Origin of the sequence: Mycobacterium bohemicum DSM 44277, assembly GCF_001053185.1 — a bacterium.
GTDB lineage: Bacteria > Actinomycetota > Actinomycetes > Mycobacteriales > Mycobacteriaceae > Mycobacterium > Mycobacterium bohemicum.
The window spans coordinates 219,635-245,984 of sequence record NZ_CSTD01000001.1; the positions used below are offsets into that span (position 1 = coordinate 219,635).

The 26,350-nt window shown below is 67.4% G+C and carries 25 protein-coding genes; 8 read left to right on the forward strand and 17 right to left on the reverse strand.

Features of this window, described 5'->3' with window-relative positions:
* The first annotated feature begins 93 nt into the window (after positions 1 to 93).
* Complete coding sequence (locus tag BN971_RS01065) at positions 94 to 732, forward strand: TIGR03085 family metal-binding protein (protein WP_085179111.1); 639 nt, start codon at positions 94 to 96, stop codon at positions 730 to 732.
* Positions 733 to 735: 3 nt separating this feature from the next.
* Here the strand turns inward: BN971_RS01065 and fdxA are convergent, their stop codons facing one another.
* Both fdxA and BN971_RS01075 read right to left on the reverse strand, forming a co-directional pair.
* Positions 736 to 1,062 carry a ferredoxin gene (gene fdxA / locus BN971_RS01070; protein ID WP_085179112.1) on the reverse strand — a complete coding sequence of 109 codons (327 nt, stop codon included), beginning with the start codon at positions 1,060 to 1,062 and terminating at the stop codon, positions 736 to 738.
* 33 nt (positions 1,063 to 1,095) lie between these two features.
* A complete protein-coding gene (locus BN971_RS01075; protein WP_085179135.1) occupies positions 1,096 to 2,442 on the reverse strand; it encodes an FAD-dependent oxidoreductase in 1,347 nt (448 codons plus the stop codon).
* Positions 2,443 to 2,555: 113 nt separating this feature from the next.
* Here BN971_RS01075 and BN971_RS01080 point away from each other — a divergent pair, with 113 nt between their 5' ends.
* A complete protein-coding gene (locus BN971_RS01080; protein WP_085179136.1) occupies positions 2,556 to 3,500 on the forward strand; it encodes a LysR family transcriptional regulator in 945 nt (314 codons plus the stop codon).
* Here BN971_RS01080 and BN971_RS01085 read toward each other — a convergent pair.
* The 7 genes from BN971_RS01085 to BN971_RS01115 all read right to left on the reverse strand — a co-directional run bounded on the left by BN971_RS01085 (position 3,497) and on the right by BN971_RS01115 (position 10,985).
* Positions 3,497 to 4,213: a sirohydrochlorin chelatase gene (locus BN971_RS01085; RefSeq protein ID WP_085179113.1), complete on the reverse strand. Its 717-nt coding sequence runs from the start codon at positions 4,211 to 4,213 to the stop codon at positions 3,497 to 3,499. The genes BN971_RS01080 and BN971_RS01085 overlap by 4 nt on opposite strands.
* Positions 4,210 to 4,953 (reverse strand): phosphoadenylyl-sulfate reductase, encoded by a 744-nt coding sequence (locus tag BN971_RS01090; RefSeq protein ID WP_085179114.1) that lies wholly within the window; start codon positions 4,951 to 4,953, stop codon positions 4,210 to 4,212. Before BN971_RS01090 ends, BN971_RS01085 begins: the two co-directional genes overlap by 4 nt.
* 56 nt (positions 4,954 to 5,009) lie before the next feature.
* Positions 5,010 to 6,677 carry a nitrite/sulfite reductase gene (locus BN971_RS01095; RefSeq protein WP_085179115.1) on the reverse strand — a complete coding sequence of 556 codons (1,668 nt, stop codon included), beginning with the start codon at positions 6,675 to 6,677 and terminating at the stop codon, positions 5,010 to 5,012.
* 313 nt (positions 6,678 to 6,990) lie between these two features.
* Positions 6,991 to 8,004 (reverse strand): TIGR03617 family F420-dependent LLM class oxidoreductase, encoded by a 1,014-nt coding sequence (locus tag BN971_RS01100; RefSeq protein WP_085179116.1) that lies wholly within the window; start codon positions 8,002 to 8,004, stop codon positions 6,991 to 6,993.
* A 227-nt stretch (positions 8,005 to 8,231) separates the two neighbouring features.
* Positions 8,232 to 9,611: an FAD-binding oxidoreductase gene (locus BN971_RS01105; RefSeq protein ID WP_085179117.1), complete on the reverse strand. Its 1,380-nt coding sequence runs from the start codon at positions 9,609 to 9,611 to the stop codon at positions 8,232 to 8,234.
* Positions 9,608 to 10,465, reverse strand: coding sequence for a phytanoyl-CoA dioxygenase family protein (locus tag BN971_RS01110; protein WP_085179118.1), 858 nt, complete (start codon positions 10,463 to 10,465; stop codon positions 9,608 to 9,610). The genes BN971_RS01105 and BN971_RS01110 overlap by 4 nt, the downstream gene beginning before the upstream one ends.
* Positions 10,466 to 10,568: 103 nt before the next feature.
* Positions 10,569 to 10,985, reverse strand: a complete 417-nt coding sequence (locus tag BN971_RS01115; protein ID WP_085179119.1) for a DUF1707 domain-containing protein — start codon at positions 10,983 to 10,985, stop codon at positions 10,569 to 10,571.
* 63 nt (positions 10,986 to 11,048) lie between these two features.
* On the opposite strand from BN971_RS01115, the gene BN971_RS01120 reads away from it, so the two are divergent.
* Together BN971_RS01120 and BN971_RS01125 are read left to right on the forward strand one after the other, a co-directional pair.
* Positions 11,049 to 11,657: a TetR/AcrR family transcriptional regulator gene (locus tag BN971_RS01120; RefSeq protein ID WP_085179120.1), complete on the forward strand. Its 609-nt coding sequence runs from the start codon at positions 11,049 to 11,051 to the stop codon at positions 11,655 to 11,657.
* A gap of 120 nt (positions 11,658 to 11,777) precedes the next feature.
* Positions 11,778 to 13,181, forward strand: a complete 1,404-nt coding sequence (locus tag BN971_RS01125) for a DUF2252 domain-containing protein (RefSeq protein ID WP_085179121.1) — start codon at positions 11,778 to 11,780, stop codon at positions 13,179 to 13,181.
* Positions 13,182 to 13,379: 198 nt separating this feature from the next.
* On the opposite strand, the gene BN971_RS01130 is transcribed toward BN971_RS01125, so the two are convergent.
* The 3 genes from BN971_RS01130 to BN971_RS01140 all read right to left on the reverse strand — a co-directional run bounded on the left by BN971_RS01130 (position 13,380) and on the right by BN971_RS01140 (position 17,747).
* Positions 13,380 to 16,307 (reverse strand): MMPL/RND family transporter, encoded by a 2,928-nt coding sequence (locus tag BN971_RS01130; RefSeq protein ID WP_085179122.1) that lies wholly within the window; start codon positions 16,305 to 16,307, stop codon positions 13,380 to 13,382.
* The gene (locus BN971_RS01135) at positions 16,304 to 16,852 is read right to left on the reverse strand and encodes an MmpS family transport accessory protein (protein ID WP_085179123.1); all 549 of its coding nucleotides are present in this window, start codon (positions 16,850 to 16,852) and stop codon (positions 16,304 to 16,306) included. Before BN971_RS01135 ends, BN971_RS01130 begins: the two co-directional genes overlap by 4 nt.
* 226 nt (positions 16,853 to 17,078) lie before the next feature.
* Positions 17,079 to 17,747 (reverse strand): TetR/AcrR family transcriptional regulator, encoded by a 669-nt coding sequence (locus BN971_RS01140; RefSeq protein ID WP_085179124.1) that lies wholly within the window; start codon positions 17,745 to 17,747, stop codon positions 17,079 to 17,081.
* A gap of 327 nt (positions 17,748 to 18,074) precedes the next feature.
* Here BN971_RS01140 and BN971_RS01145 point away from each other — a divergent pair, with 327 nt between their 5' ends.
* Entirely contained in the window at positions 18,075 to 18,869 is a 795-nt protein-coding gene (locus tag BN971_RS01145; RefSeq protein ID WP_085179125.1) for a 1-acyl-sn-glycerol-3-phosphate acyltransferase, read from the forward strand.
* On the opposite strand, the gene BN971_RS01150 is transcribed toward BN971_RS01145, so the two are convergent.
* Positions 18,866 to 20,050, reverse strand: a complete 1,185-nt coding sequence (locus tag BN971_RS01150) for an alpha/beta hydrolase (RefSeq protein WP_085179126.1) — start codon at positions 20,048 to 20,050, stop codon at positions 18,866 to 18,868. The two genes, BN971_RS01145 and BN971_RS01150, sit on opposite strands and share 4 nt — an antisense overlap.
* Positions 20,051 to 21,310, reverse strand: a complete 1,260-nt coding sequence (locus BN971_RS01155) for a cytochrome P450 (protein WP_085179127.1) — start codon at positions 21,308 to 21,310, stop codon at positions 20,051 to 20,053.
* 88 nt (positions 21,311 to 21,398) lie between these two features.
* Between BN971_RS01155 and BN971_RS01160 the strand changes: the two genes are divergently transcribed.
* The 3 genes from BN971_RS01160 (at position 21,399) to BN971_RS01170 (ending at position 22,653) form a co-directional block, all read left to right on the forward strand.
* Positions 21,399 to 21,839, forward strand: coding sequence for a VOC family protein (locus tag BN971_RS01160; RefSeq protein ID WP_085179137.1), 441 nt, complete (start codon positions 21,399 to 21,401; stop codon positions 21,837 to 21,839).
* 149 nt (positions 21,840 to 21,988) lie between these two features.
* Positions 21,989 to 22,249, forward strand: coding sequence for a type II toxin-antitoxin system Phd/YefM family antitoxin (locus BN971_RS01165; RefSeq protein ID WP_085179138.1), 261 nt, complete (start codon positions 21,989 to 21,991; stop codon positions 22,247 to 22,249).
* Entirely contained in the window at positions 22,246 to 22,653 is a 408-nt protein-coding gene (locus BN971_RS01170) for a type II toxin-antitoxin system VapC family toxin (protein ID WP_085179128.1), read from the forward strand. Before BN971_RS01165 ends, BN971_RS01170 begins: the two co-directional genes overlap by 4 nt.
* Before the next feature lie 227 nt (positions 22,654 to 22,880).
* Here BN971_RS01170 and BN971_RS26210 read toward each other — a convergent pair whose 3' ends face one another.
* Genes BN971_RS26210 through BN971_RS01185 form a run of 3 tightly spaced genes read right to left on the reverse strand, consistent with a single transcriptional unit; the run spans position 22,881 to position 26,027 of the window.
* Positions 22,881 to 23,528, reverse strand: coding sequence for a PE family protein (locus BN971_RS26210; protein WP_090349728.1), 648 nt, complete (start codon positions 23,526 to 23,528; stop codon positions 22,881 to 22,883).
* The gene (locus tag BN971_RS01180) at positions 23,528 to 25,243 is read right to left on the reverse strand and encodes a GMC oxidoreductase (RefSeq protein ID WP_085181529.1); all 1,716 of its coding nucleotides are present in this window, start codon (positions 25,241 to 25,243) and stop codon (positions 23,528 to 23,530) included. Before BN971_RS01180 ends, BN971_RS26210 begins: the two co-directional genes overlap by 1 nt.
* Entirely contained in the window at positions 25,230 to 26,027 is a 798-nt protein-coding gene (locus BN971_RS01185) for a gluconate 2-dehydrogenase subunit 3 family protein (protein WP_169718608.1), read from the reverse strand. The genes BN971_RS01180 and BN971_RS01185 overlap by 14 nt, the downstream gene beginning before the upstream one ends.
* Positions 26,028 to 26,350: the final 323 nt, after the last annotated feature.

Sequence of the window (26,350 nt, forward strand, 5' to 3'; positions counted from 1 at the left end):
CCGCCGGACTGGGTGATGTGATGGTGGAAGTGGCTGGACCACTGCGCCTTCCGGTGCCCGGCGTCGGCCTGGCTTCGCCGATGGCGGTCTAGGATGCCGTCTCCGGACATGCGGGAGCGGCTCGAGCTCTGTGATCTCTTCGATGATCTGGGCCCTGACGTGCCCACCCTGATCGAAGGCTGGACGGCGCACGATCTCGCCGCCCACCTGGTGTTGCGGGAGCGCGATGTCCTCGCCGGCCCCTGCCTCGTGCTGCCCGGTCCATTTCAGCGCTTCGCCGAACGGCGCCGGGCGCAACTGGCGCGGCGCAACGACTTCGGTCGGCTGGTCGCGCGGATCCGGTCGGGCCCGCCTCCCGGTTTCTTCCGCGTCGGATGGGTCCGTCGCCTGGCGAATCTCAACGAGTTCTTCGTTCACCACGAGGACGTGCGCCGGGCTCAGGGACTCGGGCCGCGCAGCTTGGCGCCCGCGTTGGAAGTTGCGTTGTGGCGCAACGTCGTGCGTGGTGGCCGGTATCTCAGCCGGCGGCTGCCGGATTGCGGGCTCGACGTCGAATGGGCCGGCGCCGGTGAACTGTTTGCTGCGCGGCCGGGGGCGTCGCCAGCCCGGCTCAGCGGCGCCCCGGGTGAAATCCTGTTGTATCTGTTCGGTCGCCGGGCGGCGGCGCACGTCGACGTGAGCGGGCCACCGGAGGCCGTTGCCGCGGTGCGACGCACGCGCTTCGGGATGTGAGTCCTACGTCGCCTCGGCGCGGCTTTCCAGGCTCTTGACTGCGGGAGGGTCGTTCTCGGTCAGCCCGACCTTCGCGGCGCCGCCGGGCGAACCGAGTTCGTTGAAGAAGTCCGCGTTGATCTGGGTGTATTGGCTGTACTCGCCGGGCACGTCGTCTTCGTAGTAGATCGACTCGACGGGGCACACCGGCTCGCAGGCACCGCAATCGACGCACTCGTCGGGGTGGATGTAGAGCATGCGGGCGCCTTCGTAGATGCAGTCGACGGGGCATTCCTCGATGCATGCCTTGTCTTTGATGTCGACGCACGGTTCCGCGATCACGTATGTCATGGATGTCTTCCTTCCTAATCTCGCTTTCGCTGTTCAGCCGTGCCCGACGCGCAACAGCTCGGTCACGTTGGCCAGCTTGACCCGCGGGCGCTGCAGCGCTTCACCCGCTTGGCGTTCGAAACGGTCGATGGCCCGCCAGTGGGCGGCGGTGACCAGCTTGGGCTGCCGGGATTCCAGCCACGCGGCAAGTTGGTCACGGTAGCCGCTGCCGCGGTCGGCCGGCTCGGCGCCGGCCAGGTCGGCGAGCACGGTGTCCACGGTGTCCTGGGAACACTTCTTGTTGGTGCCGATGACGCCGGAGGGTCCGCGTTTGATCCACCCGGCCACGTATTCGTTTCGGCTGCCCTCGATCCGGCCATTGGTGTTGGGGATGGTGCCCGTCCTCTCGTCGAACGCCAGCCCGTCGATGGGCACGCCGCGGTAGCCGACCGAGCGCACCACCAGGTGTGCCGGCAGCTCCTCGCGCGCTCCGGTGTCTTTGGCCACCATCCGCCCGGCGGCGTCGGTGACCAGCTCGTTGCGGCCGAGCACAATGCTCTCCACCTTGCCGTCGCCCCTGATTTCGATGGGAGAGGTGAAGAACCGCAGGACGATTCGCCGGTTTCCCGGCCGCGGCGCCCGCCCGGCGTACTCCCGCAGCACCTTGATGTTGTTCCTGGCGATCTTGCCCGCGGCGGCGGCGTCCTCGTCGCTGATGCCCTCGAGGTCGGCCGGGTCGACCAGCACGTCGACGCCCTCGAGCTCTCCGAGCTCGCGCAATTCCAGCGTCGTGAAGGCGCTTTGCAGCGGGCCGCGCCGCCCGATGAGCAACACCTCTCCGACACCGCAGGGACGCAACGACTCCAAGGCGTGGTCGGCGATGTCGGTGAGCGCCAACACCTCAGGGTCGGTCACGAGCATGCGGGCGACGTCGACGGCGACATTGCCGTTGCCCACGACGACGGCGCGCGCACCCGAGAGGTTCGGCGCCATCTGAGCGAAGTGGGGGTGAGCGTTGTACCACCCGACGAAGTCGACCGCGGCCTCGCAGCCGGGCAGGTCCTCGCCGGGTATGCCCAGGGTCCGGTCGGACTGCGCACCCACGGCGTAGATCACCGCGTCGTAGCGCTCGGCGAGTTCGGCGGCGGTGACGTGCTCGCCGACACGGATGTTTCCGAAAAAGCGAAATCGCGGGTCCGCCGCCGTCTTTTCGAATTGCTGGCTGACCGATTTGATCTTGGGGTGATCCGGCGCCACGCCGGACCGCACCAAACCCCAGGGGGTGGGCAGCATTTCCAGCATGTCGATGGCGACATCGATGCCGTCGTTCTTGAGCAGCGACGCGGCCGCGAAGAAACCGGACGGACCGGAACCCACGATCGCAACGTGCTGACGGGTCATGGTTTCCATGAGTCCATGATCGCCGGGTTTGCGTCCCAGCGAGTAGAGGTTTCGGTGTTGTGGCGTCACAAGCTATGGTTGTGGCATCCCTACTTGATTGAGAGTTGACCAGCGTGCCGCTCAGCGCTCGAATGCCCGAACTCGCCTCGTTCGAGGTCTTTTTGACGATCGCAAAGACGGGAAGCCTCGGCCGCGCCGCGCGGGAACTGGGAATGACGCAACAGGCCGTGTCCAGGCGGCTCGCCTACATGGAGGCACAGATCGGGGTGATCTTGGTGGTGCGCACGACGCGCGGCTCTCAGCTGACGCCGGCCGGCCTCATCGTCGCCGAGTGGGGATCGCGGTTGCTCGAGGTCGCCGGAGAAATCGACGCGGGCCTGGGTTCGCTGAGAAAGGAAGGCCGCGAACGGATCAAGGTCGCGGCCAGCCAGACCATAGCCGAACAGCTGATGCCGCACTGGCTGCTGTCGCTGCAGGCCGAGGCGAGGCGGCGCGGCAGCACCTTCCCCGAGGTGGTGCTGACCGCCACCAACAGCGAGCACGCCATCGCCTCGGTGCGCGACGGGACCGTCGACCTCGGATTCGTCGAGAATCCGGGCAAGCCCACGGGATTGGGCAGCATCGTGGTGGGGCGGGACGAACTGGTGGTTGTGGTGCCGCCAGGCCACAAGTGGGCCCGACGCGGGCGGGTGGTGACAGCCCGCGAACTCGCGGAAACGCCCCTTGTTGCGCGCGAACCCCACTCCGGCATCAGGGATTCGCTGACGGTCGCGTTGCGCCGGGCGCTCGGCGACGACATGGAACAGGCGCCGCCCGTACTCGAGTTGACGTCCGCGGCGGCCATGCGCGCCGCCGTGCTCGCGGGTGCGGGTCCGGCGGGGATGAGCCGGCTGGCGGTGGCCGACGACCTGGCGGTGGGTCGGCTTCGCGCGGTCACCATCCCGGAGTTGGACTTAGGACGCAAGTTTCGCGCCATTTGGGTGGGCGGCCGCACGCCGCCCCCGGGCGCGATACGGGACCTGCTGGCCCACATCACAAGTCATTCCGGGCCCGCCTAGGCCGCTTGTTGCTCGGCCAGTGCCCGCTCGTAGCGGTCCAGCACGGCCTCCGCGACCAGCCGGTGCGCGCCCAGCGGCGCGGCCATCGGAATTCCGTTGTCGCTCGAGAACTTCGACACGCCGTCGGTCAGCAGCCCCGGCGCCAGAAACCATGGCGCGATGACGAGCCGGCGGGCCCCTTGGCGGCGCAGGCAGCCGGCGGCGCGGGCCACGGACTGCTCGCGCCGGGTGGCGAAGGCGGTCGTCGCGCCGGCCCACTCGGCGCCGGAGGCCAGCTTGGCGGCCACCCGTGCCGTACGGGCGTTGGCAGCGGCGCTCGATGATCCGATTGCCACGACAATGACGCCGAGGTCCTCGTCGAGCGGTGAAACCCCGATTTCGGCCAGGCGCTCGCGCAGCACCGACACCAGCCCGTCGTCTTCACCGAGGACGTCGGCCTGCCTGATGCCGTGGGCGCCGGCGCGGGCGATCTGCTCGGGGATATCGATTCGCGCGTGGTACGCGCCGGCCAGCAGCAACGGGGCGACCACCGCGCGGCGGGGGTCCGGCAATCCGGCGAGCACGTCGGCGAAGCTGGGCTCGTTGAGCTCCAGGAAAGCCAAGCGCACGTCCAGGTCCGGCCGCAGGATTCCCAGTCGGTCTGCGACGGCCCGGGCGTTGGCCCCGGACCGCGGATCGCGGCTGCCGTGCGCGGTGAGGACGAGGGTGCTCATGAGGCGTGCAGCCCGCATTCGGTCTTCTTGCGGCCCCGCCATCGCCCGCTGCGCGGGTCGTCGCCGTTGAGCGGCTTGCTGGTGCACGGCGCGCAGCCTATCGACGGGTAGCCCTCGTCGAGGAGCGGGTTCACCAGCACGCCGTTGCGGTCGATGTAGTCCTGCTCGTCCTCGTCGGTCCAGGCCGCGATCGGATTGACCTTCACCAGTCCGAAGTTCTCGTCGAAGCTGATCAGCGGGGCGTCGGCGCGGGTAGGTGACTCCACCCGGCGTAGCCCGGTGACCCACGCGGCATAGCCGCTCAGCGCCTTGCGCAGCGGCACGACCTTGCGCAGCCGGCAGCATTCGTTGGGATCGCGGGCGAACAGGTCCTTGCCCATCAGTTCGTCCTGCTGCGCCACCGTGTGCTCCGGGGTGACGTTGAGCAGGTGGATGTCGTAGACGGACTCGACCGCGTCGCGGGTGCCAAGCGTTTCGGCGAAGTGGTAGCCGGTGTCCAGGAAAACGACCGGCACACCGGGCCGTATGTCCGCCGCCATGGAAACCATCACCGCGTCCTGCATGTTGCACGCCACCACCCATTGGCAGGTGGCCCAGTTGCGGGGTCCGTCCGCGCCGCCGAAATGCCGGTCGGTCCAACGCAATATGTCGTCAGCGCTGGCGCCCTCCATCTCGGCCGCGCCGCGGGCGGCCAGCTCGCGCAGCTTTTCCTCGGTGAAACCGTTCACCCCGTCGCTCATGTCATCGTCCCCCACTCAGTCGCGTCGGCGCTCGTCTTGGTGGTGTCGGGCGGCGCCTAGCGCAAGTCCGCCTCCTCCGCCCGCAGCGCCCAGTTCGCGAACCGCTCGCCGTTCTCGCGTTGCTCCAGGAACTTGCGCGTCACCCGGTCGATGTAGTCGCCAAGCTCGTCGCTGGTGACCTTGTGCTGACGCAGCTTTCGGCCGAAGCCGCTTTCCTCGCCCAGGCCGCCGCCGAGGTGGACCTGGAAGCCCTCGACCGAGGTGCCGTCGCCGTTGTCGATCCACTGGCCCTTGAACCCGATGTCGGCCACTTGAATTCGGGCGCATGAATTCGGGCACCCGTTGAGGTGCACGCTGATCGGCACATCGAGGTCGTCGTTGACGTCGGCCAGCCGCTCTTCCAGCTCCGGCACCAAAGTCTGTGCGCGAACCCGCGTTTCGGCGAAGGACAGCTTGCAAAACTCGATGCCGGTGCAACCCATCGTACTCTTGCGCCAATTCGACGGCTTGGACGGCAGGCCCAGCTTGTCCAGCTCGGTGACCAGGAAATCGACCTTGTCGTCGGGAACGTCGAGGATGATCAGTTTCTGGAAGGGGCTGAACCGGGCCCGGTCGGAGCCGACCTTTTCCATCAGGTCGGCCACCGCCTGAAGGATGGTGCCCGAGACCCGGCCGGCGATCGCGGCGACGCCGACCGCGTTGCGGCCGTTCTTGATCTTCTGCACGCCCACATGGTCGATCGGGTGCTTGGCCGGCTCGGGGGCCGGGCCGTCGATCATCTTGCGGCCCAGGTACTCGGTCTCCATGACCTCGCGGAATTTCTCGACGCCCCAGTCCTTGACCAGGAACTTGATCCGCGCCTTGGCGCGCAGCCGGCGGTACCCATAGTCGCGGAACACCTGGGTGACCGCTTCCCACACGTCGGGCACCTCGTCCAGCGGCACCCACACGCCGACCCGCTGGGCCATCATCGGGTTGGTCGACAGGCCACCACCCACCCACAGGTCCATGCCGGGACCGTGCTCGGGGTGGTTGACGCCGATGAACGCGACGTCGTGGGTCTCGTGCGAGACGTCCTGCAGGCCCGAGATCGCGGTCTTGTACTTGCGCGGGAGGTTGGCGTAGTCGGGGTTGTTCATGAACCGCCGGATGATCTCGTCGATGGCCGGCGAGGGGTCCAGGACCTCGTCGAGGGAGTCACCGGCCAGGGGGCTGCCGTGAATCCCGCGGGGGCAGTCGCCGCAGGCCTCGATGCTGGAAAGTCCGACCGACTCGAGCCGGCGCCAGATCTCGGGAACGTCCTCGATCTTGAGCCAGTGGAATTGCACGTTCTCCCGGTCGCCGATATCGGCGGTGTCGCGGGCGAACTCGGAGGAGACCTGACCCAGGACCCGCAGCGTCTGGGCCGACATCGGCTTGCCGTCGGAGCGCACCCGCATCATGAAGTACTTGGCCTCGAGCTTGTCGATGTTCTCGTCGCCGGTCCAGCTGCCGTCGTAGCCCTGCTCGCGCTGGGTGTAGAGGCCCATCCACTTGAAGCGCATCCGCAGGTCGGTCTTCTCGATGCTCTCGAAGCCTTCTTTGGCGTACTTGTTGAGGATCCGGTCGCGAACGTTCAGCGGGCCGTCGTCGTGCTTGATCTGTTCGGTGTCGTTGAGCGGTTCGCGGCCTCCCAGCGCCCACTGGCCCTCGTTGCGAGTCTTGGCCGGACGGGCTGTGGTCATGAGGTGTTCTCCTTCTCGCCGGCCCGAATGCGCCACCTGGCCGTGCGATCTTGCGGTGTGTACCGCGGCGCAGGCACGCGGGCTGGCGTGCTTGAGTCAGGGGGGAGGCCCGTCAGCGCTCCGTTGCGCCAACGGGTCTTGACGCCCATAGTGCCCGTGCCCGCAGCCGGTTAGTAGACGCTCCCGTGTTGTGAGCCCACAACGTTAGGTTGTGTGCGCCGCATCACCCATTCCGAAAGCCGTTGCGGTTCAGGGTGATTGATTCGTGTCTTTGCCAGAAGGTTGGTAATCTTGGGTTGTTTGGCTGAGTTACTCAGCCCCGCAACCGCCGGGCCACCTCGCCGTACCGCTCGAATCGCTCCGCACTGCCCAGCGCGTTGTACAACACCAGGCGCGTGGCGAGGTTCTCGTACTTGGCGGACAGCGCGTCGGCCAGGCCGTCCCAGGTCGACTCGGTCGCGAACCGGGCGATGTGCTCGTCGGTGACCTGGGCCGCCATGCCCGTGAAGTCGCCGGCCTTCTGCTTCTCGCGGATGCGCGCGGTCGTGCCCTCGAAGCCCGCCTCGTCCCAGATGAACGCGTAATTGGGGGTGCTGCCGTAGAAGGCCATGCTGGCGCGCACGGACTCCCGTTCGGCCGAACGCTCTTCGTCGCTGTCCCCGACGATCGTCAGCACGGGTACGATGACGGCCAGGTCCGCCACGGACCGCCCCGCCTTCGCAGCCCCCGCGGAAATATTCGGCAGCACATGGCGTTTGAGGTATCCGACCTCGCCGATCGGGTGGACGTGCACCCCGTCGGCGACCTCGCCGGCCATCCGCAGCATCCACGGATTCACCGCCGCCACATCGACTTTGGGGTCGGGCGCGTCGATAGGCCCCGCGCTCCACTGCGGGGTGATGAAGTCCAGATCGTAGAACTCGCCGTGGTGGTCGAGCTTGCCTGTCCGAAAGGCCGAGAAGCACGCCTTGACCGCCCGGACGTAGTCGCGCAGCCGTGGGCCCGGGCGCTCGAAGGGCATGCCGTAGCGGCGGACCACGTGGGTGCGCACCTGGGTGCCCAGGCCGAGCCGGAACTTGCCCCCGGTGGCCTCCTGCAGCTCCCACGCCGCGGCCGCGGTGACGAACGGGCTGCGCGGGAAGGCCACCGCGACGCCGGTGGACAGCTCGAGCCCGGGCGCGGCCTGCGAGGCCACGGCGGCGTTGAGGTAGGCGGTGCGGCCGGTCTCGGTGAAGAGCAGGCCCGAAAACCCCGCCGCCTGGGTGCTTCGGGCCAGGTCAGCGACCTTGGACAGCGGTTGCGGGACCGTCATCGCGTCGACATGCATGACGGAACAGTACTTGGCGGCGCGTTACCCGCAGGCGGCAAGGGGGAACTCTCGGGAAGTCGGGTCGCCCCGATTTTTCCGCGAGCGTTTCCGCCGCGGGTCCCACCCGGCGGCGCGGTTGCAGGAACCGCACGTCATCCCGGTGCACGCGACTACACGGCGCCCGAGCGCTTCAGCAACGGCCACGTCGACTCCCCGGAGCCGGCGCTCCAATATTCTTCCGCGACTTAGGGTTCCGCGAACAGCACGTCGGGGTTGAGGATCCCCGCGGGGTCGAAACTGCGCTTGATGCGGTGCATGAGGGCGACCTTGGCGGGGTCTTCGAGCTTGAGGAAGTACGGGGTCTTGGCGCGGCCGAGGCCGTGCTCGCCGGAGATCGCACCGCCCAATTCGATTGCCAGGGCGAAGATGTCGCTCATCAGCTTCTTGCGCTTGTCGTGGTCGGGGCAGAGGATGGCCAGGTGCACGTTGCCGTCGCCGGCGTGTCCGCAGCCGGCCGCGGCACCGCCGGCCGCGAGCGCCATTTCTCGCGTGGCGGCAAGGAATTTCGGCATCGAGCCGCGCGGCACGACCGTGTCGATGATGTCGTCGGCGCCGATAGCCTTGGCCGTCCAGAACGCCTTCTCGCGCGCCTCGATCAGCTTGCGGGCCGAGGCCCCCTCGAGGACGTAGACGTCGGCCGCGCCCGCCTCGGCGAGCAGCTCACCGGCGCGTTCAACGTCTTGGTCGAGCCGCTCGGCGGTGCGGCTCTCGAGGCCCACCACCAGATACGCCTGGCAGCTGTCGCGGACGCTGTCGGGGATGCCGAGTTCGAGGTTCTGGGTGTGCACGAGCGCGGCCATCGTCATGTTGTCGATGTATTCCAGGATGTAGGGTCCCAGCCCGCTGGCCACGACCATGGGCACCGCCGCCATCACCTGGTCGAGGTCGGCGAACGGGGCGAGCACCGTGGCGGCGTGGTCGAGCCGCGGGTGCAGCTTGACGATCACCTCGGTGGCCAGGGCCAGGGTGCCCTCGGAGCCGACGATGAGCTGGGTCAGGTCGTAGCCGGTGGACACCTTGGCGATTTTGCCGCCGGTGCGGATGATCTCGCCGGTCGGCAGCACCGCCTGCAGGCCGACTACGTTGTGGCGGGCGATGCCGTACTTGACCGCGCGCATGCCGCCGGCGTTGGTGCCGACGTTGCCGCCGACGCTGGACGACAGTTCGCCCGGGTGGACCATGTAGCCCAGCCCGGAATCGGCTGTGGCCGCGTCTAATTCGGTGAGCGTGATGCCGGGCTGGACGACGGCGACCTGGTTGGTGGTGTCGACCTCGAGGACGGCGTTCATCCGCTCGAAGGAGATGAGCAGCCCGTCCGGGCGTGGGATCGCCGCGCCGGACAGTCCGGTGCCGGAGCCGCGGGCCGTCACCGGCGTGCCGCTTTCGGAGGCGGCCATCAGCAGCTGCGCGACCTCTTCGGCGGTCGCCGGCTTGGCGACGTACGCCGGCTTCTGCGGGGGGTGCGTCAGCTCCTCGTCGTGGGAGTAGTCGTCGGGGACGGCGTCACCGGTCAGGAGGTTGTGCGCCCCGACGATCTCGGCGAAGCGGGTCGTCATGTCGCTCATCGGGTTTCGCCCAGCAGCCGCAGCGGGTGCAGCCCGTCGACCGCGCCGACGAACGGCGGGTGGATGCTGTAGCCGATCATGCGTTGGAGGTCGTCGGAGACCGTCCGCGCCATCTCGCGCGGGATCGAGAGCGTGAAGGCCTCCATCGGCCGCAGCCACGGTTGGCAGTACTGGGCGGTGACGGCCAGCCGCGCGTGGCCGGTCGTGTTGGCGCCGCCGCCGTGCCAGAGAGTCCCGACGAAAAAGACGCAGGATCCGGCGGGCATCACGACGGGCAGCACGCGATCCTCCGGCCCGGGCGGGCGCCTGCCCCAGCGGTGGCTGCCGGGGTACAGCACCGTGGCGCCGTTGTCGGGGGTGAAGTCGTCGATCGCCCAGATCGTCGCGGCGGCCAGCGGGTCCCGCGGCCGCGGAATCGGGTAGAAGCCGTCGTCGTGGTGGGGCAGCTGTGCGGACTCGCCGGGCTGAATGTTGATGGCCTGCAACGCCGAAAGCAGGTAGTTGGGCATCAGGAGGCGGTCGAGCACCGCCAGCACCCGCGGGTGATCGGCGAGCCGATCGCACACGCGCGTCCTGCTCAGCACGCTGTAGATGCGCTGAGTGCGCCGTCCCTCAAAGGAATTGCGTCCGGTGGGGCCCAGCCAGGGGGCGACGACGTCACGAATCCGCTGGCACTCGTCGGCGTCGAGCAGGTTCTCCCAGATGACGTAGCCGTCGCGGTCGAGGGCTGCCATGTCGGCGTCGACCAGCGCGGGATCCACCGAGGCGCCGCCGCTCGGGGTCCACTTGTGCCGGCCGGCGAGGTCGCCCCTGAGGTCGGCCAGCGTGGTGACCGGGTCGTCGTTGATGCTCATACACCCGACCCTGGACTGCATGTGACCGCGGGTCAAGCGCGTCTTCAGGCCACGGATGTCTCCACCTCGGCGGGCCGCAGCATCCGCCCGCCGCGGCGTCCGTTCATTTTGCTTTGCAGCGCGACACTGGCGCGGCATGACTGACGAGCCCGATCGCTCCGCCGAGGATGGGCCAGATCGGCCAGAAGTAGGTGGCGCCGGTCGTCAGCGCCACGGCGGCCCAGACGCTGAGCACGACGGCGACCATGGCCAGGTAGCCGCCGAGGTGGATGCGGACCGCGCGGCGAGCGGCGGCCATCCGGGCGGCGTGCCGGCGGGGATCGTCTCGCCGGATGCGATCGAGCGGCAGATCGGCGAGGAACTCGTGCAGCTGGTGTGACGTCTGTGCCTGCATGACTGCCCGCAGCCGCTGGTCGTACTCGTCCAGCGGCAGATAGCCCTGGGCGAGCGCCTGGCCGAGCAGGTCGGCCGTCTTCTCCCGGTCGCGGTCACCGGCGAGCAATGTGGTGGTGTCTGGCATTTCGGGCCCCCTTTGCGCGATGTGAATACCATTAACATAGAACGGAATGTTAATGTCGTCAACATGGCAGCGCAGCGATCCGGCGCGAAGCGCCGTGACAGCTATCACCACGGCGATCTCAAGCGTGCGCTGACCCGCGCCGCGCTGTCACTGGTGGCCGAGAAGGGACCGAGGGGATTCACCCTCACCGAGGCGGCGCGGCGGGCCGGGGTCAGCGCGGCGGCCCCCTACCGGCACTTCGCCGACAAGGCCGAGCTGCTGGCCGCCGTTGCCGAGCAAGGTTTCCGCGACCTGCATACGGACCTGGCGGCGGCCGCCGCCCGCGAGTCGGATCCGAGGCGGCGGGTGATCGAGCTGGGTCGCAGCTACGTGCGGTGGGCCGTCACCCATCCCGACCACTATCAGGTGATGTTCGGTGGGGAGTCGCTCAAGGCAGAGCACCCGAGCCTGGCGGCGGTCGCCGAGCGGGCGTTCGGCGACCTGCTCGGCGCGATCACCGCTTGCCAGGAGGCGGGGATCATCGGCGGGAGCGACGCCCTGGCGATCGCCGGGCCCCTCTGGTCGCTGGTGCACGGCGCAGCGTCGCTGGCCATCGGCGGTGACCTTCGGGCGGTCGGCATCAAGGGTGCTCCAGAGGACTTGGTGGAGGGCGTTGTGGCGCAACTGCTTTAAGCAATTGGGCTCACCACCGCTTGCGGGTTTGCATCGTAGCGTGGACGCGTCCACGAGGACCGACTCGAACCAGCGCGTCGTCGATGAACGGTCACGGGCCGGGAGGGCTATCCTGCGCTGATGCCGGGTGTGAGCAGGCCGCTTCGGGAGCGGCTGATCGATTTCGAAGATGTCGAGAAAGACCGAGCCCGGGGACGCGCCCAGCGCGACGTGGCACCCCGACGGAGCCTGGCCCGGTTGGTCCCGTCGAGTCGCGGCGCGACGGAGATCCTCGTCGAGCAGAACCGCGACCGGGTGCCCGAGCTTGTCCCGCTGCGCTTTGCCCGCATGCTGATGGACCCGTTCTCGTTCTATCGCGGGTCGGCTGCGGTGATGGCCGCCGACCTGGCCGCCGGCCCATCCAGTGGCGTGGAGGTAATGTGCGGCGGCGACGCGCACCTGTCGAATTTCGGCGTCTACGCCGCCCCGCAGCGCAGTCTTGTGTTCGACCTCAACGACTTTGACGAGGCGGCGGTCGCGCCAGCGGAGTGGGACCTCAAACGCCTGATCACCAGCGCAATCGTGGGCGGACGCCACGCCGGCTATCCCGAGAAGACGATCCGCGGGATCGCCGCCGAAGCGGTGCGCCAGTACCGCGACGGGCTCGACGCCATGCTCGAGATGGACGTGCTGGGCCGGTACTACCTCCGACTGGAGCCGCAGCGCTACGCCAAGCGGGTCTCCAAAGGCTTCGCGGACACAATCGCCAAAACCGCGCGCACCGCGCGCAGGAAGACGTCGGCTCGGGTGTTCGCCCGCATCATGAAGGCCGGACCCGACGGCCGGTTGCGGCTCAGGGAGAACCCGCCCATCCTGGAACATCTGGCCGTCCCCGACGAAACCGTTCTGGCCGACGCCTTCGCCGAATACCTCACCAGCGTGCCGGCCGACGTGGCGGTGCTGCTGTCGCACTTTCAATTGACCGACATCGCCCGGCGTGTGGTCGGAGTGGGCAGCGTGGGCACCCGCTGCTACCTGCTGATCCTCACCGGCCCCGACGGCGCTCCCCTCATCCTTCAGGTCAAAGAGGCCACCAGGTCGGTGCTCGAGGAGTACGGACACCGCCGGCAGCCAGAGCCTCTGGCCGCCGCCGAAATGGCGCTGGGACACGGACTTCGGGTCGTCGAAGGGCAACGCATCCTGCAGGCGATGTCCGACGTCTTTCTGGGAACCGTGCGCATCGACGGCCGCGACTATTATGTCCGGCAGTTCCAGGACATGAAGGGCAGCGTAGAGACCGAAGGCATGTCGCCGAACGTCTTCCGCCAGTATGCCGGGGCGTGCGCGTTGTCATTGGCGCGCGCGCACGCACAGAGTGTCAACGCCTCGATGCTGCGGGGCTACGTCGGCAGCGGTGACGCGGTGAGCGCTGCGGTGCTGGACTGGTCATCCGCCTACGCCGAAAAGACGCTCGACGACTTCCGTCGGCTCGAGGCCGCGGCGAGAGCCGGCCAGATCCCGGTGGCCGATGACCCGCTCCGATGACGCGGCGATCCGGCGGACGACGTTGCGGCGCAGCCGTTTTGAGGGCTAGTCCCAGCAGTCACAGAATCTGGGGGATGTGCCGATGTGCCCGCCTTGTAGCGACAATATGATGGGCCGCGCTGCGAAGTAGTCGTCCGCCCCGAGGCCGAGTCGCCGTTCTTCGCGCCGGCGCGGGCCAAGCCCGAGCGCCGCATAAGATCAGCGCGGCTGTATCACGCCCGCCGGCTGCTCCTCGACGTTGTTGAGGATCAGCTCGCGCACGGCGGGACGCGGTCCGTACGGTCGCAGCATGGTGCTGGCCGGCCGCGGGCGCACGTGCTGCGGCCACCAGAACCAGCGCCCGAGCAAGGTGGCCAGTGACGGCGTCATGAACGACCGCACGATCAAGGTGTCGAACAACAGGCCCAGCGCGATCGTCGTACCCACCTGGGCCATCACCAGCAGCGGGCTGAACATGAACGTGGCCATCGTCGCGGCGAACACCAGACCGGCGGAGGTCACCACCGAGCCCGAACCGGCCATCGCGCGGATCGTCCCCGTCTTGAGCCCGGCGTGGATTTCCTCCTTGAACCGCGATATGAGCAGCAGGTTGTAGTCCGAGCCGACCGCCAGCAGCAGGATGATCGCCATCGCCAGCACCATCCAGTGCAACTTCAAGCCCAGGATGTACTGCCATAGGAGCACGGAGAGTCCGAATGAGGCGCCCAGTGACAGCAACACCGTACCGACGATCACAACGGCCGCCACGGCGCTTCGGGTGATCACCAGCATGATGATGAAAATCAGTGTGGCCGCGGCAATTCCGGCGATCATCAGGTCGATGTTGGAGCCGTCGTGCATGTCCTTGTACGTCGCGGCGGTACCGCCGAGGTAGACCTTGGCGCCCTCCCAGGGCGTGCCCTTGATCGCCTCGTGCACGGCCTGCTTGATCGGTTCGATGTGGCTGATGCCTTCAGGGGTCGCCGGGTCGCCCTCATGGGAGATGATCAGGCGGACGGCGTGCCCATCCGGCGAGATGAACTGTTTGAGACCGCGTGCGAAATCCGGGCTCTTGAACGCCTCGGGCGGAAGGTAGAACGTATCGTCATTTTTTGCTTTGTCGAATGCGTCGCCTTCGGCAGTGGCGTTGTCGGACTGCGCTTTCGCCTGCTCGTCAAGACCCATCGTGGTCGCGTAGTTCGACATGATGGTGTCGAGGTTGCGCTGCTGACTCTCGATCTGCGGCGGTATCAGCGCCACCAGTTTTGGCTGGATCCGATCCAACTTGTCCAGATTCGCGCTGAGGTCCACGATGTTCTGAGCCACCTGGTCGATGCCGTCGAGCGCGTTGAAGATCGACCGGATTGCCCAGCACGCCGGAATGTCGTAGCAGTGCCTCTCCCAGTAGAAGTAGCTGCGGATCGGCCGGAAGAAGTCGTCGAAGTTGGCGATGTCGTCGCGCAACGATTCGGTGATCTTCACGGTTTCCTTGGTGAGCCTGGTGGTTTCGTGCGTGGTGTTGCTGAGATCCTGGGTCACCCGCATCTGCTCATGCAGCGTTGCCATCGTCTTGCGCAGCTCGTCCGCCTGCTTGAGCAGGTTTGCCGCCTGCTCGTCCTGATAGTGCTGGGTCTGGATCCGCCCTGCGGCTTGCGCACTCATCTGGAAACCGAGGGTGCTGTGGTCGAGCGGCGTGCCCAACGGCCGGGTGATGGTCTGCACCCGGCCGATACCGGGAATGTGGAAGACCGCCTTGGCGACCTTGTCCAGGACCAGGAAATCGGCCGGGTTACGCAGGTCGTGATCGGTCTCGATCATCAACAGCTCAGGATTGAGCCGAGCCTGGTCGAAGTGGCGGTCCGCGGCGGCATAACCGACATTGGCCGGGGTGTCAGCCGGCAGGAAGTGGCGGTTGTCGTAGTCGGTCTTGTAGCCGGGCAGGGCGAGCAGACCAACCAATGCGACCCCGATGGTCACCGCGAGAACCGGTGCGGGCCAGCGCACGACCGCGGTGCCGATGCGACGCCAGCCCCGGGTCTGCAGCTTTCGCTTCGGGTCGAGCAGCTTGAAGAAGCTGGCCACCGTGAGCACGGCCGGGCCCAGCGTCAACGCCGCGAGGACCGCGACCAGCATGCCGACGGCACACGGCACCCCCAGCGACTCGAAGTACGGCAGCCGGCAGAAGCTCAGGCAGTACATCGCGCCGGCGATGGTCAGCCCCGACCCCAGCACGACATGCGCCGTGCTGTGAAACATGGTGTAAAACGCTTGTTCGCGGCTCTCGCCCAGACCGCGCGCCTCGTGGTAGCGGCCGACCACGAAGATCGCGTAATCCGTCCCGGCGGCGATCGCCATCAGCACCAGCATGTTGTTGGCGAACGTGGAAAGCCCCATGACGCCGTAGTTACCGAGCGTCGCGACGACGCCTCGAGCCGCGGCCAACTCGATGAACACCATCGCCAGCATGATCAGCATGGTGGTGACCGAGCGGTAGACGAACAGCAGCATGACCACGATCACCAAAAAGGTGATGAGAGTGACGAGCATGACGCCCTTCTCACCCGCATGGGACTGATCGGCGAACAGCGGACCCGCACCGGTGACGTAGGCCTTGATCCCCGGCGGCGCGGGCACCGAGTCCACGATCTTGCGGAGGGCCAGGGCAGACTCGTTCGCCAACCCGCCGCCCATGTTGCCGGCGAGGTAGACCTGGACGTATGCGGCCTTTTGATCGTGGCTCTGGGAACCCGCCGCCGTCAACGGATCACTCCAGAAATCCTGCACGTGCTGAACGTGTTTCTTGTCCTGCTCGGCGCGCCTGACGATCTCGTCGTAGTAGCGGTGCGCCTCGGCCCCCAGTGGCTTGTCGCCCTCCAGCAAGATCATGGCCGAGTTGTCGGAGTTGAACTCCTTGAACGTCGATCCGACCTTCATCATCGACTGAAAGGACGCCGCGGCAGTCGGACTCATCGACACCGAGTGGGTTTTGGCGACGACCTCCAGCTGTGGCGAGATGGTGTTGGTGACGAACACGATGCCCAGCCAGACCAGGACGATCGGCAGAGCGAGCCGATGGATCATCCGCGGCAGGAACGGCGGGATCAGCGGCTGATCGACGCGCGGCGGGGCCCCGCCCGGCTCGCTCATGCGGACTTGTCCAGGCAGTAGACGAAGGGGTTCACGGTCTCGTTGGGATCCGAGCGATTCGGAGCCTTGATGACGTCACCGCGCCCGTCGTGGTTGTTCACGACGAATTGGCAGGCGATCCAACTGCCGTCTCCCTGCGCCACCAGGTTTGCCGGGATGCCGGGCTTGGTTGAACTCAATACGTTGCTCCAAGGCAAGGGCACGTTCAGGGCCTGCTGCGGATGGGAGTTTTCGTCGAGGTAGTTGATGGTCGCCGTGCTGCCCGGTGAGCCCCAGACCTCGAGGGTGATCGTCTTGGCATTGAACTGGTCGAGGACCTCGCCCGAGGTGCCACCGCCGAACGAACCTTTGTGAACGCCGAAGACGCCGTGCAACCGGTATACGACGAATCCCGACACCGCGACGACAGCTGCGATCGTGAGCACCAACCAGAAACGCCCCAGAAACCCCTTTTTCGAAGCGCGCTGCGGGCCGACAGCGTTGTCCTCGCTGCCTGCGGAGCCCTGCTTCTTCAGCGGCTCGGTCCTTGCCTCAGTCGTAGTCATGGGCGCTTCAAGTCCTTCACCACGTGCGAAATATTAATTAGCCTATGTAACACCTTAGCTGTGGCCCTCAGTTTCTCGGTCGAATTGGCCACCCCAGTCCCCCTTCGACGGCCTTGCCTCACCCGCGCGCCGCTGCGGGGGTGGGTGTGTGGCGGCCCCGGACGCTCGGGACCGTCTTCACCGGTTGCAGTTCGCCAGGCCACAGCGCTCGGGCCTCCTGTCTGAGTCATGCCGACTCCGCAATGAGGCCGGCGCACGTGGCAGTCAGCAGGCGGGTCAGCGCCGACGCGAAGTCCAGATTCCACTCGGGCGGAACCACTTCCGGCTCTTCGGCGTAGACGTCGGTCAGGTGCGCGGGTGGGTTCGCGACTTGCCAGAGCGTCGCCGCCAGCGAGTACGCCGCGAGCAGGATGTCGAGCGAACCCGATCGCCCGAGTTCGGGCAGCGCGCTCCCGATCGCATCGGCCAGGGAGAGGGTGGCCGCGGTGCTGATCCGCCTGACCGCGATGACCCGCTCGGGGTCCACCTCGTGTTCCAGGTGCAGGTGCAGGTTGGCCAGCAGGTCGCAGAACAACGGATCCTCGGCCAGGGCTTCGGCCAGCGTCTCGGCGATGCGCGAGGGCGACTTCACGCCTGGCTCGGCCAACTTCTCCGACACGGTGGTCGACCACCGCACCCAGCCTTCGGCGGACAGATGCAGCAGGACTTCCTTGTGCGAAGTGAAGTAGCGGCGCATCGCCGAGTAGTGAATTCCGGCGCGGGCGGCGACCGCGGTCAGGGTGACCGACGCGACGCCCGTTTCCATTGCCAGCGAGCGCGCGGCCTCCACAAGGGCCTCCGCACGTTGACGCTTTTCTTCCTCCGTGCGGGCGCGCTGGAACGTGAGTTGCGCCATCGGGCGAGCGTAACGCACATTGTGTGATTTGTATAACGCACATCGCGTGGTTTGTGAGCGGTCACCTACGCGTTGCTCTTCACCGCTCAGAGCCGCGCGTCTCTCGACGACTGCATCGGCTCGACGCCGCGGCGAAAGCCGGCCAGATCCCGGTGGCCGAAGACCCACTCCGATGGCCCAGCGATCTGGGGGGCGTTGCGGCGCAGCCGTTTTGCGGACCGGTCCCAGTACTCACGGAACCTGAAGTCGCGGTGACGACAAAAGTCCCTAACGCCGGCAGTCGTGTCTCACTACCATCAGCGCAGGACTCACCGAGCAGGGACGGAAATGGGCGACACCGACGACGACGTCGACAAGTGGGACCGGGGGTCGACCAAACGCGTCATCGCGCTGACCCGGCCGATCGTCAAGCTCTACTTCCGATCCGAGGTGCGGGGCCTTGACAACCTGCCGGCCGGCGCATGCCTGGTGGTGGCCAACCATTCCGGCGGCCTGACGTCGTTTGACCTCTCGGTGTTCGCCGTCGGCTACTACGACAGGTTCGGTTACGATCGCCCGCTCTACGCGCTGGGCTTCGACACGCTATTCGGCGGGCCGGCGGCCGAGTTCTTCCGTCGCACCGGGGTGATCCGCGCGTCGCGCGAGAACGCCGCCAAGGCGCTGGCCGCCGGCGCCGTCGTCCTGGTATTCCCCGGCGGTGACTACGACGTCTACCGACCGACCGCCCGCGAGAACGTCATCGACTTCGGTGGCCGGACGGGCTACGTCACCACGGCCATCGAGGCGAACGTGCCGATCGTGCCGGCGGTGTCCATCGGCGGGCAGGAAACACAGCTGTTCCTGACCCGCGGCAGGAGACTGGCGGACCGGCTCGGACTCAGTGCGTTGGAGCGCAAGCTGTTTCGCACCAACATCCTGCCCGTGACCATCGGCTTCCCGTTCGGGCTCAGCGTTGTCTTGCCGGTCAACATCCCCCTTCCGGCCAAGATGGTCACCGAGGTGCTCAAGCCGGTCGACGTGCAGAGCGGCGACGTCAAGGGCATCGACGCGCACGTGCGCCGCGTGATGCAGGTGGCGCTCAACCGGCTGGCCAAGCAGCGTCGCCTTCCCGTTCTGGGCTAACGATGTCGTGCCGGGTCGACGAGGCCCGACTGGACCAGCGCGTCGTCGATGAATCGTTGCACGGGCCGCGAGCGGAAGAACCCGGTGTGACCGCCTGGGTACCAACTGATTTCGGGCTTACCCCAGTGCTCCCACAGTCTGGTGACCTGGTCGCGGGGGTGCACCAGCCGGTCGGCGACGCCGGCGTAGATGAAGCGGCCGTCCATCGGCACGCGCGGAGTGAGTGCCAGCGGGGAGATCATCCGGCCGAGGGGCCTGGCCGCGGTCATCGTGTGCCCCAGGGCGGTGTGGCCGCTGAGGCCGGCGTGGCGGCCGACGAGGTTGACCACGTCGACGGCCGGGACACCCAGGATGGCGCAGGCCAGGGTGTCGTCGAGGCTGGCGACCAGCGAGCTGATCAGCCCGCCGAGGGAGATTCCGTAGAGGCCGATTTTGGCGCCGGGCTCCTCGGTGCGGATCCAGGTGATGAGGCGGCGGATGTCCCACACGGATTGGGCGGCGCCGTGGACGTCGTCGAGCACGTCCTCGCTGGGGAATCTGGCTGGGCCGCTTCTGGGGCCGTGCAGCGGGAGCACGGGGAGCGCGACGTTCAGGTCGCGGTTCCGGTACAGGTGCCAGGCGTTGAACAGCATCGGATCCAGGGCCGCCCGGCCCATCTCCGCGCCGTGCACGCAGATCAGCCAGGGACGCGGGCGCCGGTGCCGGAAGATCAGGCCGTACTCGCGGTTGTCGCGTCGGTAGCTCATCCAGCGTTCACGGCCGGGCTCGCCCTCGTGGGGTTCGTAGCCGCTGTCGAAGGAGAATCGCTGGTAGTGGCGTCCCATGGTGCTGACGGGTTTGACGTCGACGTCGGTCAGGGGCGGTGGTGCGGCGAAGAACCGGTCCGGATCGTCCAGCCAGCCTTGGTGCGCGTAGAAGTCTTGCGCCGCTTGAACTTCGGCGTTGATGCGGTCGAGTGTGTCGGCGCGGGGGGCCTTGCGGAGCAGGCTGAAGCCGGTCAGCAGGATTTCGTCGCGAAACGCCTGTGCCGCAAGGGAGATGGTGGGCCGCGCCACCGGGAGCTCGTCGGGCTGGCGGTCCAGATACGTGCCCCAGGAGCGGGCGTAGAAGCCGCCGGTGCGGGTGAATGGGCCGACGATGTGGGTGATCGGGTTGGCGCGACGGGGCCGATCGTCCGCCATCTACGTTCGCCCCGGCGTGAAGGTGACCGGCAACGTGGCGAGCCCGGTCATGCTCGGGTTGCCGAGGTATTGCCGGACGCCGCTCTCGTCGACGCGGTAGTCGGGGATGCGCTCGAGCACCGCCCTGACCATCACCTCGGCGGCCAGCCGCGCCAGGTGTGAGCCGATGCAGCGGTGCGGGCCGAGCCCAAAAGCAAGGTGGCGGTTGGGCATTCGGTCCAGGATGATCTCGTCGGGCCGGTCGAATTCGGTCTCGTCGTGGTTGGCCGAGAGCCAGCTGATGACGACGCGGTCGTTCTTGCGGAGGCACTGGCCGCCGATTTCGACGTCGCGGGTCACGGTGCGGCTCAGGGTTTGGTTGACCGAGAAGTAGCGCAGGAATTCGTCGGTGGCGGTGCGGTAGAGCTCGGGGTGGTCGATGAGCTGTTGCCGGAGTTCGGGGTGGGTGCCCAAGTGCAGCAGGGTCAGCGCGGTCTGAGAGGTGGTGGTGTCGACGCCGCCGGCGACGAGGTTCCAGATGATGCCCAGCAGCTGCTCGTCGGTGAGGCGTTGGCCCTCGAACTCGAACTGGAGGAGGAAGCTGGTCAGGTCGTCGGTCGGGTTGGCCTTGCGGGCGGCCGCGAAATCCAGGACACCCTGCATCAGGGCGGGGGCCGCGGACAGGGCGGTGGCGTACTCGGGAGTGTCCTGCGGCAGTGCCATGACGGAATGGAAGAGGTTGGCGTAGAGGTGCCAGTTGTCGTAGGGCAGGCCCATCAGCTTCATGGTGAGGATGGCCGGCACCGGGCTGGCGTAGTCGAGGACGAGGTCCATCTGGCCTTGGGCGATTTTCTGGTCGAGGAAGTGGTGCGCCTTCTCTTCCATGAACGGCTTGAGCTTCTGGACGGCGCCGGGGGAGACGAACGGCGTCAGGGCTCGCCGCAGCGCCTGGTGGTAGGGGCCGTCGACCTCGCCGATCCCCAGCGCCGGGTGGCCTTCGGGGCGCGGGACGCCCATCTCGCCCTGATAGCTGATGCCGTCCTCGGCGTCGGGGTCGTATTTGTGGGCGAACGTCTCGCCGTCTCTGGCCGCCCGGCTGACGGCGTCGTAGCTGCTGAGGAACCAGAAGCCGCCGTAGTTGGTGTTCCACGCGACCGGGCATTTAGCTCTGAGCTCGGCGTTCTTGGCCAGCTCGTTGAGGTTGTAGTCGTCGGAGTGGTGGTCGAAGTCCACCGTTGGAACTCGGGGGGCGTCTGGGGCGACGTCGGGGCGAGTCGTCATCGAAATGCCTTCCGACCGGTAGTGACCGCTAATACAGCTATCTTTGCATCATTACGCGTGCGGTAAATCAGCCCTCTGAGAGGTGGCGATGAGCGTCTTCAACCACGTCGGGCTCTGCGTCGCGGACCGCGCGCGGTCACGCCGCTTCTACGAGGGACTGCTCGGGTTCCAGTTCTGGTGGGAGATCGATCCGCCCGACGACCGCACCGCCCAACTGGTGGGGCTGCCCGAGCCGCTCGGCGTGCACGCGACGTATCTGGTGCGGGACGGCTTCGTGCTCGAGCTGATCGACTACTCGAAGCGCCGGGTGCACGCCGGGGGCGAACGCGTGATGGATCAGGTGGGGCTGACGCACATCTCGCTTTCCGTGTCCGATCTGCCCGGGACGCTGACGAAGGTCGCGGAGTTCGGGGGACAGGTGGTCGAGGCGACGGTGACCGAGGGGTCGGCGATGATTCGGGATCCGGACGGGCAGTTGCTGGAACTGCTTCCGGACAGCTGGCTTTCGGTACTGCCGCCGCGACCGTAGGCACCGGCTGGGGTGCAAATCTGGTTTCTGCCAATGCGGATCGGACACCCGTGTGTCCAAAGTCGTTGCCTTGCCAGAGCAACGGCTTGCGCAGGGGAGGACTTATCACAAACGCGAGCCGATGCCTACAGATGTGCTACGCTCGTAGCATGTCTGAGGTAGCGTCTCGTGAGCTGCGCAACGATACGGCCGGAGTCCTTCGGCGGGTGCGGGAGGGGGAGGACGTCACCATCACCGTCAACGGCCGACCTGTTGCGGTTCTCGTCCCGGTGAGCCCCCGACGTCGGCGTTGGCTGGGCAAAGCAGAGTTCTTGTCGCGGCTGCGTCGCGCTCAAGCCGACCTCGGGTTACGCACAGACCTCGCGACGCTCGCGGGCGACACCACCGATGACCTCGAGCCCCTGTCATGAGCGCGTCGCGTGCGGCGGGTGTGCTTGACACGTCGGTCTTCATCGCGACCGAAAGCGGCAGGCAACTCGACGCGGCAATGATTCCTGACGAGGTCGCCACCACTGTCGTCACTCTGGCCGAACTTCATACCGGCGTCCTGGCGGCGACGACTTCTGACATCCGGGCGCAACGCCTGGCGACGCTGGAATCTGTTGGAGACATGGAAACGCTGCCGGTCGACGACGACGCGGCCCGCATGTGGGCGCGGCTGCGGATCCATCTCGCCGAGACCGGTCGGCGGGTGCGGATCAACGACCTGTGGATTGCCGCCATCGCGGCATCGCGAGGATTACCTGTCGTCACCCAGGATGACGATTTCGCCGCCCTCGAAGGCGCGTCGAACGTAACGATCATTCGGGTCTGAAGCGCTTACCCAGTGGCACCGTGGCAGCAACGACGATGGCCGCGACGTGCTGGCCATCAACGTGCATCGGGCAGCTGCAGGACCCGCCATGGACATTCCACGTATGGCCGGAGACTTGCGACAGCTCCACGGTGGCCGCGACAGGAACCCAGAGCGGTTGCGCCACAAGCGATTTAGGTCGCCGGTTCCGATCGTCGCCGACGCGGGTCTAGCCGGGCTGGCCGTTCTCACCCGCTGTGCCCGGTTGTCCGTCGATTCCCGGTTCGCCGTCGGGGTTGCCGACCCCCCAGGCCGCCCTGACCGCTCGCGGCGGTGCCCCCGGGGCCGCCGTCGCCGAACAGCAGCCCGCCCGGGCCGCCGGCGGCCTGCAGCACGGTGCCGCCGTTCATGCCGGGGGCGCCGTTGCCGAGCAGGTCCCGCCCGAACAGCGCCAGCCCGATCGGGTTGATCAGGGTGTTGTCGATGAATTCGCCGACGGGGTTGGTGATCCAGAACTGCCCGATGAGGTAGGTCGGTTGGTAGATGAGCCCGTTGAACGCGCCGACGACCAACCCGGGCAGGGTCGGGAGGGTGAACGCCGCCAGCACCGACGCGCTGGCGGCCTCGGCGCCGGCATAGGAGCCCGCGGCAGCCTCCAGGGCCTCGACGAACTGGGCGTGCACGGCCGCCGCGTTGCGGCCCAGATATTGGTATTCGATTGCGTACCAGGAGAATACGGCCGCGATCTCGGTGGAAACCTCGTCCTGGGCCGCGGCCAGTATCGCGGTGGTCGGGGCCGCCGCGGCCGCGTGGGCCGCGTCGAGCGTCGACCCGATGCCCGCCAAATCCGTTGCGGCCGTGGCGAGGATGTCCGGGGTGGTGGTGAGGAACGTCATCAGGGGGTCCGCTGGCCGGTGAGCCCGCGCGCGATGCGCAGCGCCACGGCCATGATCGTCAGGGTGGGGTTGGAGCCGCCGGAGGTGGCGAAGACGCTGCTGTCGGCGACGTAGACGTTGTCCATCTGGTGCATGCGCCCGTTGGCGTCGACGACGCTGGTCGCAGGGTTCACGCCCATCTGCATGCCGCCCATCGTGTGTTCGCCGGTCGGCGGGGCGACGCCGCCCAGCGAGGTCGCCACCGATTGTGGGACGGCGGCGAACAGCTGCGCGCCGGACGCCCCGCACATCGCGGCGAGCAGCGGCACGAAGAAGTCCTGCGAGATCTGCTCGAATTTGCCGACCTGATAGGTGATTCGGGGCGCGGGCTGGCCGTTGATGTCCTTGATCGTGGGGTCGAGGGTGACGTTGTTGGTCAGGTAGGGCATGTCGGTGGCGAAACAATCGACGCCGGCGAGCCGGTCGCGCAGCAGCGAGGCGCGCATCAGCTCCTTGAACGGGCGGCCGAAAAACTGCACCCCGGGTAGGATTCCGAGGATCTGCTGGTAGTAGTTGGCTTCGGCGATCGGAAACTGGCTTCCCCCAAGCTCGCACAGGCCGGCTCGCAGGTAGGGCAGCCCGGCGAGCCGGGCCACGACCCGCGAGCCCGGGAAGTCGGCCACGTTGAAGTCGAACACGACCTGCGTGCACGCGCGGCCCTTGTAGGCGTGCACCCGCTGGTTCAGGAAGACGGCGAACCCGTCGTAGAAGTTCTGGAACATGATCCGGGTGCCGATGCGGCCGTAGGGGTCTGGCAGCCCGGACAGCAGCGCCAGATGCGGCGTCAGGATCGCCGAGCACGCCAGCACCACCAGGTCGGCGCTCTCCCCGCCGAGCCGGCCCTGCGGGTCGATGTAGGAGACGCCGGTCGCGCGCCGGCCGGAGTACTGCACCTGCAGCACCTGGGTGAGCGGGCGCAGGTTGGCCCGCCCGGTCTGCAGCGCGCGCCGCAGCGCGACGAGGTTGACCGGCTTGGCCGAGACCGCGCACCCGTACCCGGAGCAGAACCCGCAGTTGTTGCACGCCGGGCTGCCGTTGTATTCGATCGTGTTGGCCGCCATCGGGAAATAGAAGGGGTGCAGCCCCACCCGCCGGGCGCCCGCGGCCAGCAGCATCGACGAGCGCATCTGGGCCCCGGGCGGCATCGGGTAGGGCTTCTGCTGCGGTTGATGTTTTTGCACCAGCGCGGGGATGGACCCGACGTCGCCCTGCACGCCGATCAGCGTCTCGAGTTCGTCGTAGTACGGGGCGATGTCGCTGTATTCGAACGGCCAGTCCGCCATGTCGGCTCCGGGCACCGGGCCCAGCAGCGACAATCCTTTGAAGTCGATGTCCCACATCCGGGTGCACTTGGTGTCCGAGTGCGGGAAGGTGCCGCCGACCTGGTTGGACAGGTCGTTGACGTCACCGACGTAGGTCTGCGCCGCGTTTTGGCTCGCGTTCTTGCGGAAGGTGCGCGGGAAGGCGATGGGGTCGGGCTGTTCGAAGTAGCGGGCGATCGACTTGAGCTCGTCGTTGGAGTGCAGCGTCGGGAACGGCCCGGTGCCGGCGAGGTTGGTGTAGTAGTTGGGCCCCTTCTCGAAAATCACGACGTCCCAGCCGGCTTCGGCGAGCACCATGGCCACGATCGAGCCCCCGGCGCCCGAGCCGACGACGATCGCCTTAGTGGCCGGCATTGACGCCGCCCGTTCCGCCCATCTTGGCGATGGCTTGCTGCCAGCCGCCGCGCATCAGTACGCCGACGATCCCGTCGGTGCCGACGATGTCCCACTCGGGTGCCTCGACCTCGGCGTCGGTGTAGCCGCGCGGCTCATTGTCCCCGGGAAACTTGATGTCCTGCCAACCGACCAGGTTCGCGTTGCCGCCGTACTCCGGGACGGAGTACATGGCCTCGACGGTGTGACCGAACAGCAATTGGGTGAACGGCAACGCCTTTCCGTGGCCGAGGATCAGGTCCTGGCGCAACTTGACCACCGAGGTGAAGTCACCGCCGGCCAGCTGGTCGAGCAGCGCGATGCCGCTGGTGTACTGCTGGCGATAGCCGGCGATGCGCTGCTGCCACCCGTAGGTCTGGGCGCGATCCAGCGGGACGAATTCGGCCATGAAGTCCTGGGTGCCGCCGGCGCGGTTGCTCCACGGCCCGCCCGCGTGCACCGCCGGTGGTGAGTACGTGAACGCCGAGAGCATGGTGTCGATGAAGCCGACAACGTTGGCCTCGGCGGCCCCCGGATGGCCGTACTCGAGGACGTTGTCTTGCGGCCCCGGGATCAGGCGGCGGGTGGCGACGTCGAGCACCGCGCCCTGGTGCGCGTTGAAGAATCGGTAGCCCGTTTCGGCGTTGGCGGGCGGCAGAGCGCCCGCCACGGCGGCCAGCGGAAGCAGGCCCAGCCCGCCAAGCAGCGCGCGCCGGGACACCGGCGCCGACGAGTTTGATCCGTTCGCGACCGTGTCGCCGGGCACGGGCGGAGTATGACGCAAATCGGCGTTCTCACCTGGGAAATGCGGGGGTGACGGCGTGTCGGGTTGCCGGGCGAGTCGAGTGGCGATGGGGCGTTCACGCAGGCGATATTTGGATCGGTGTGTTCCCGACGTCGACCAGCAAGCGCGTTAACCGGGTTATCGAAATGGACTCTTCGCGAGTGTTTGTCGGAACAGCTAGGTGAGATCGTCTGAAGACCGGCCCGCAACTTTGGCGCGGTTCCCAAACGTCGTCGTCTTCTCAATCCGTCTGGCAGTCCTAGAGTTAACGCGCTCTGACGTGGTCGCCAAGACGATTAGGTCCA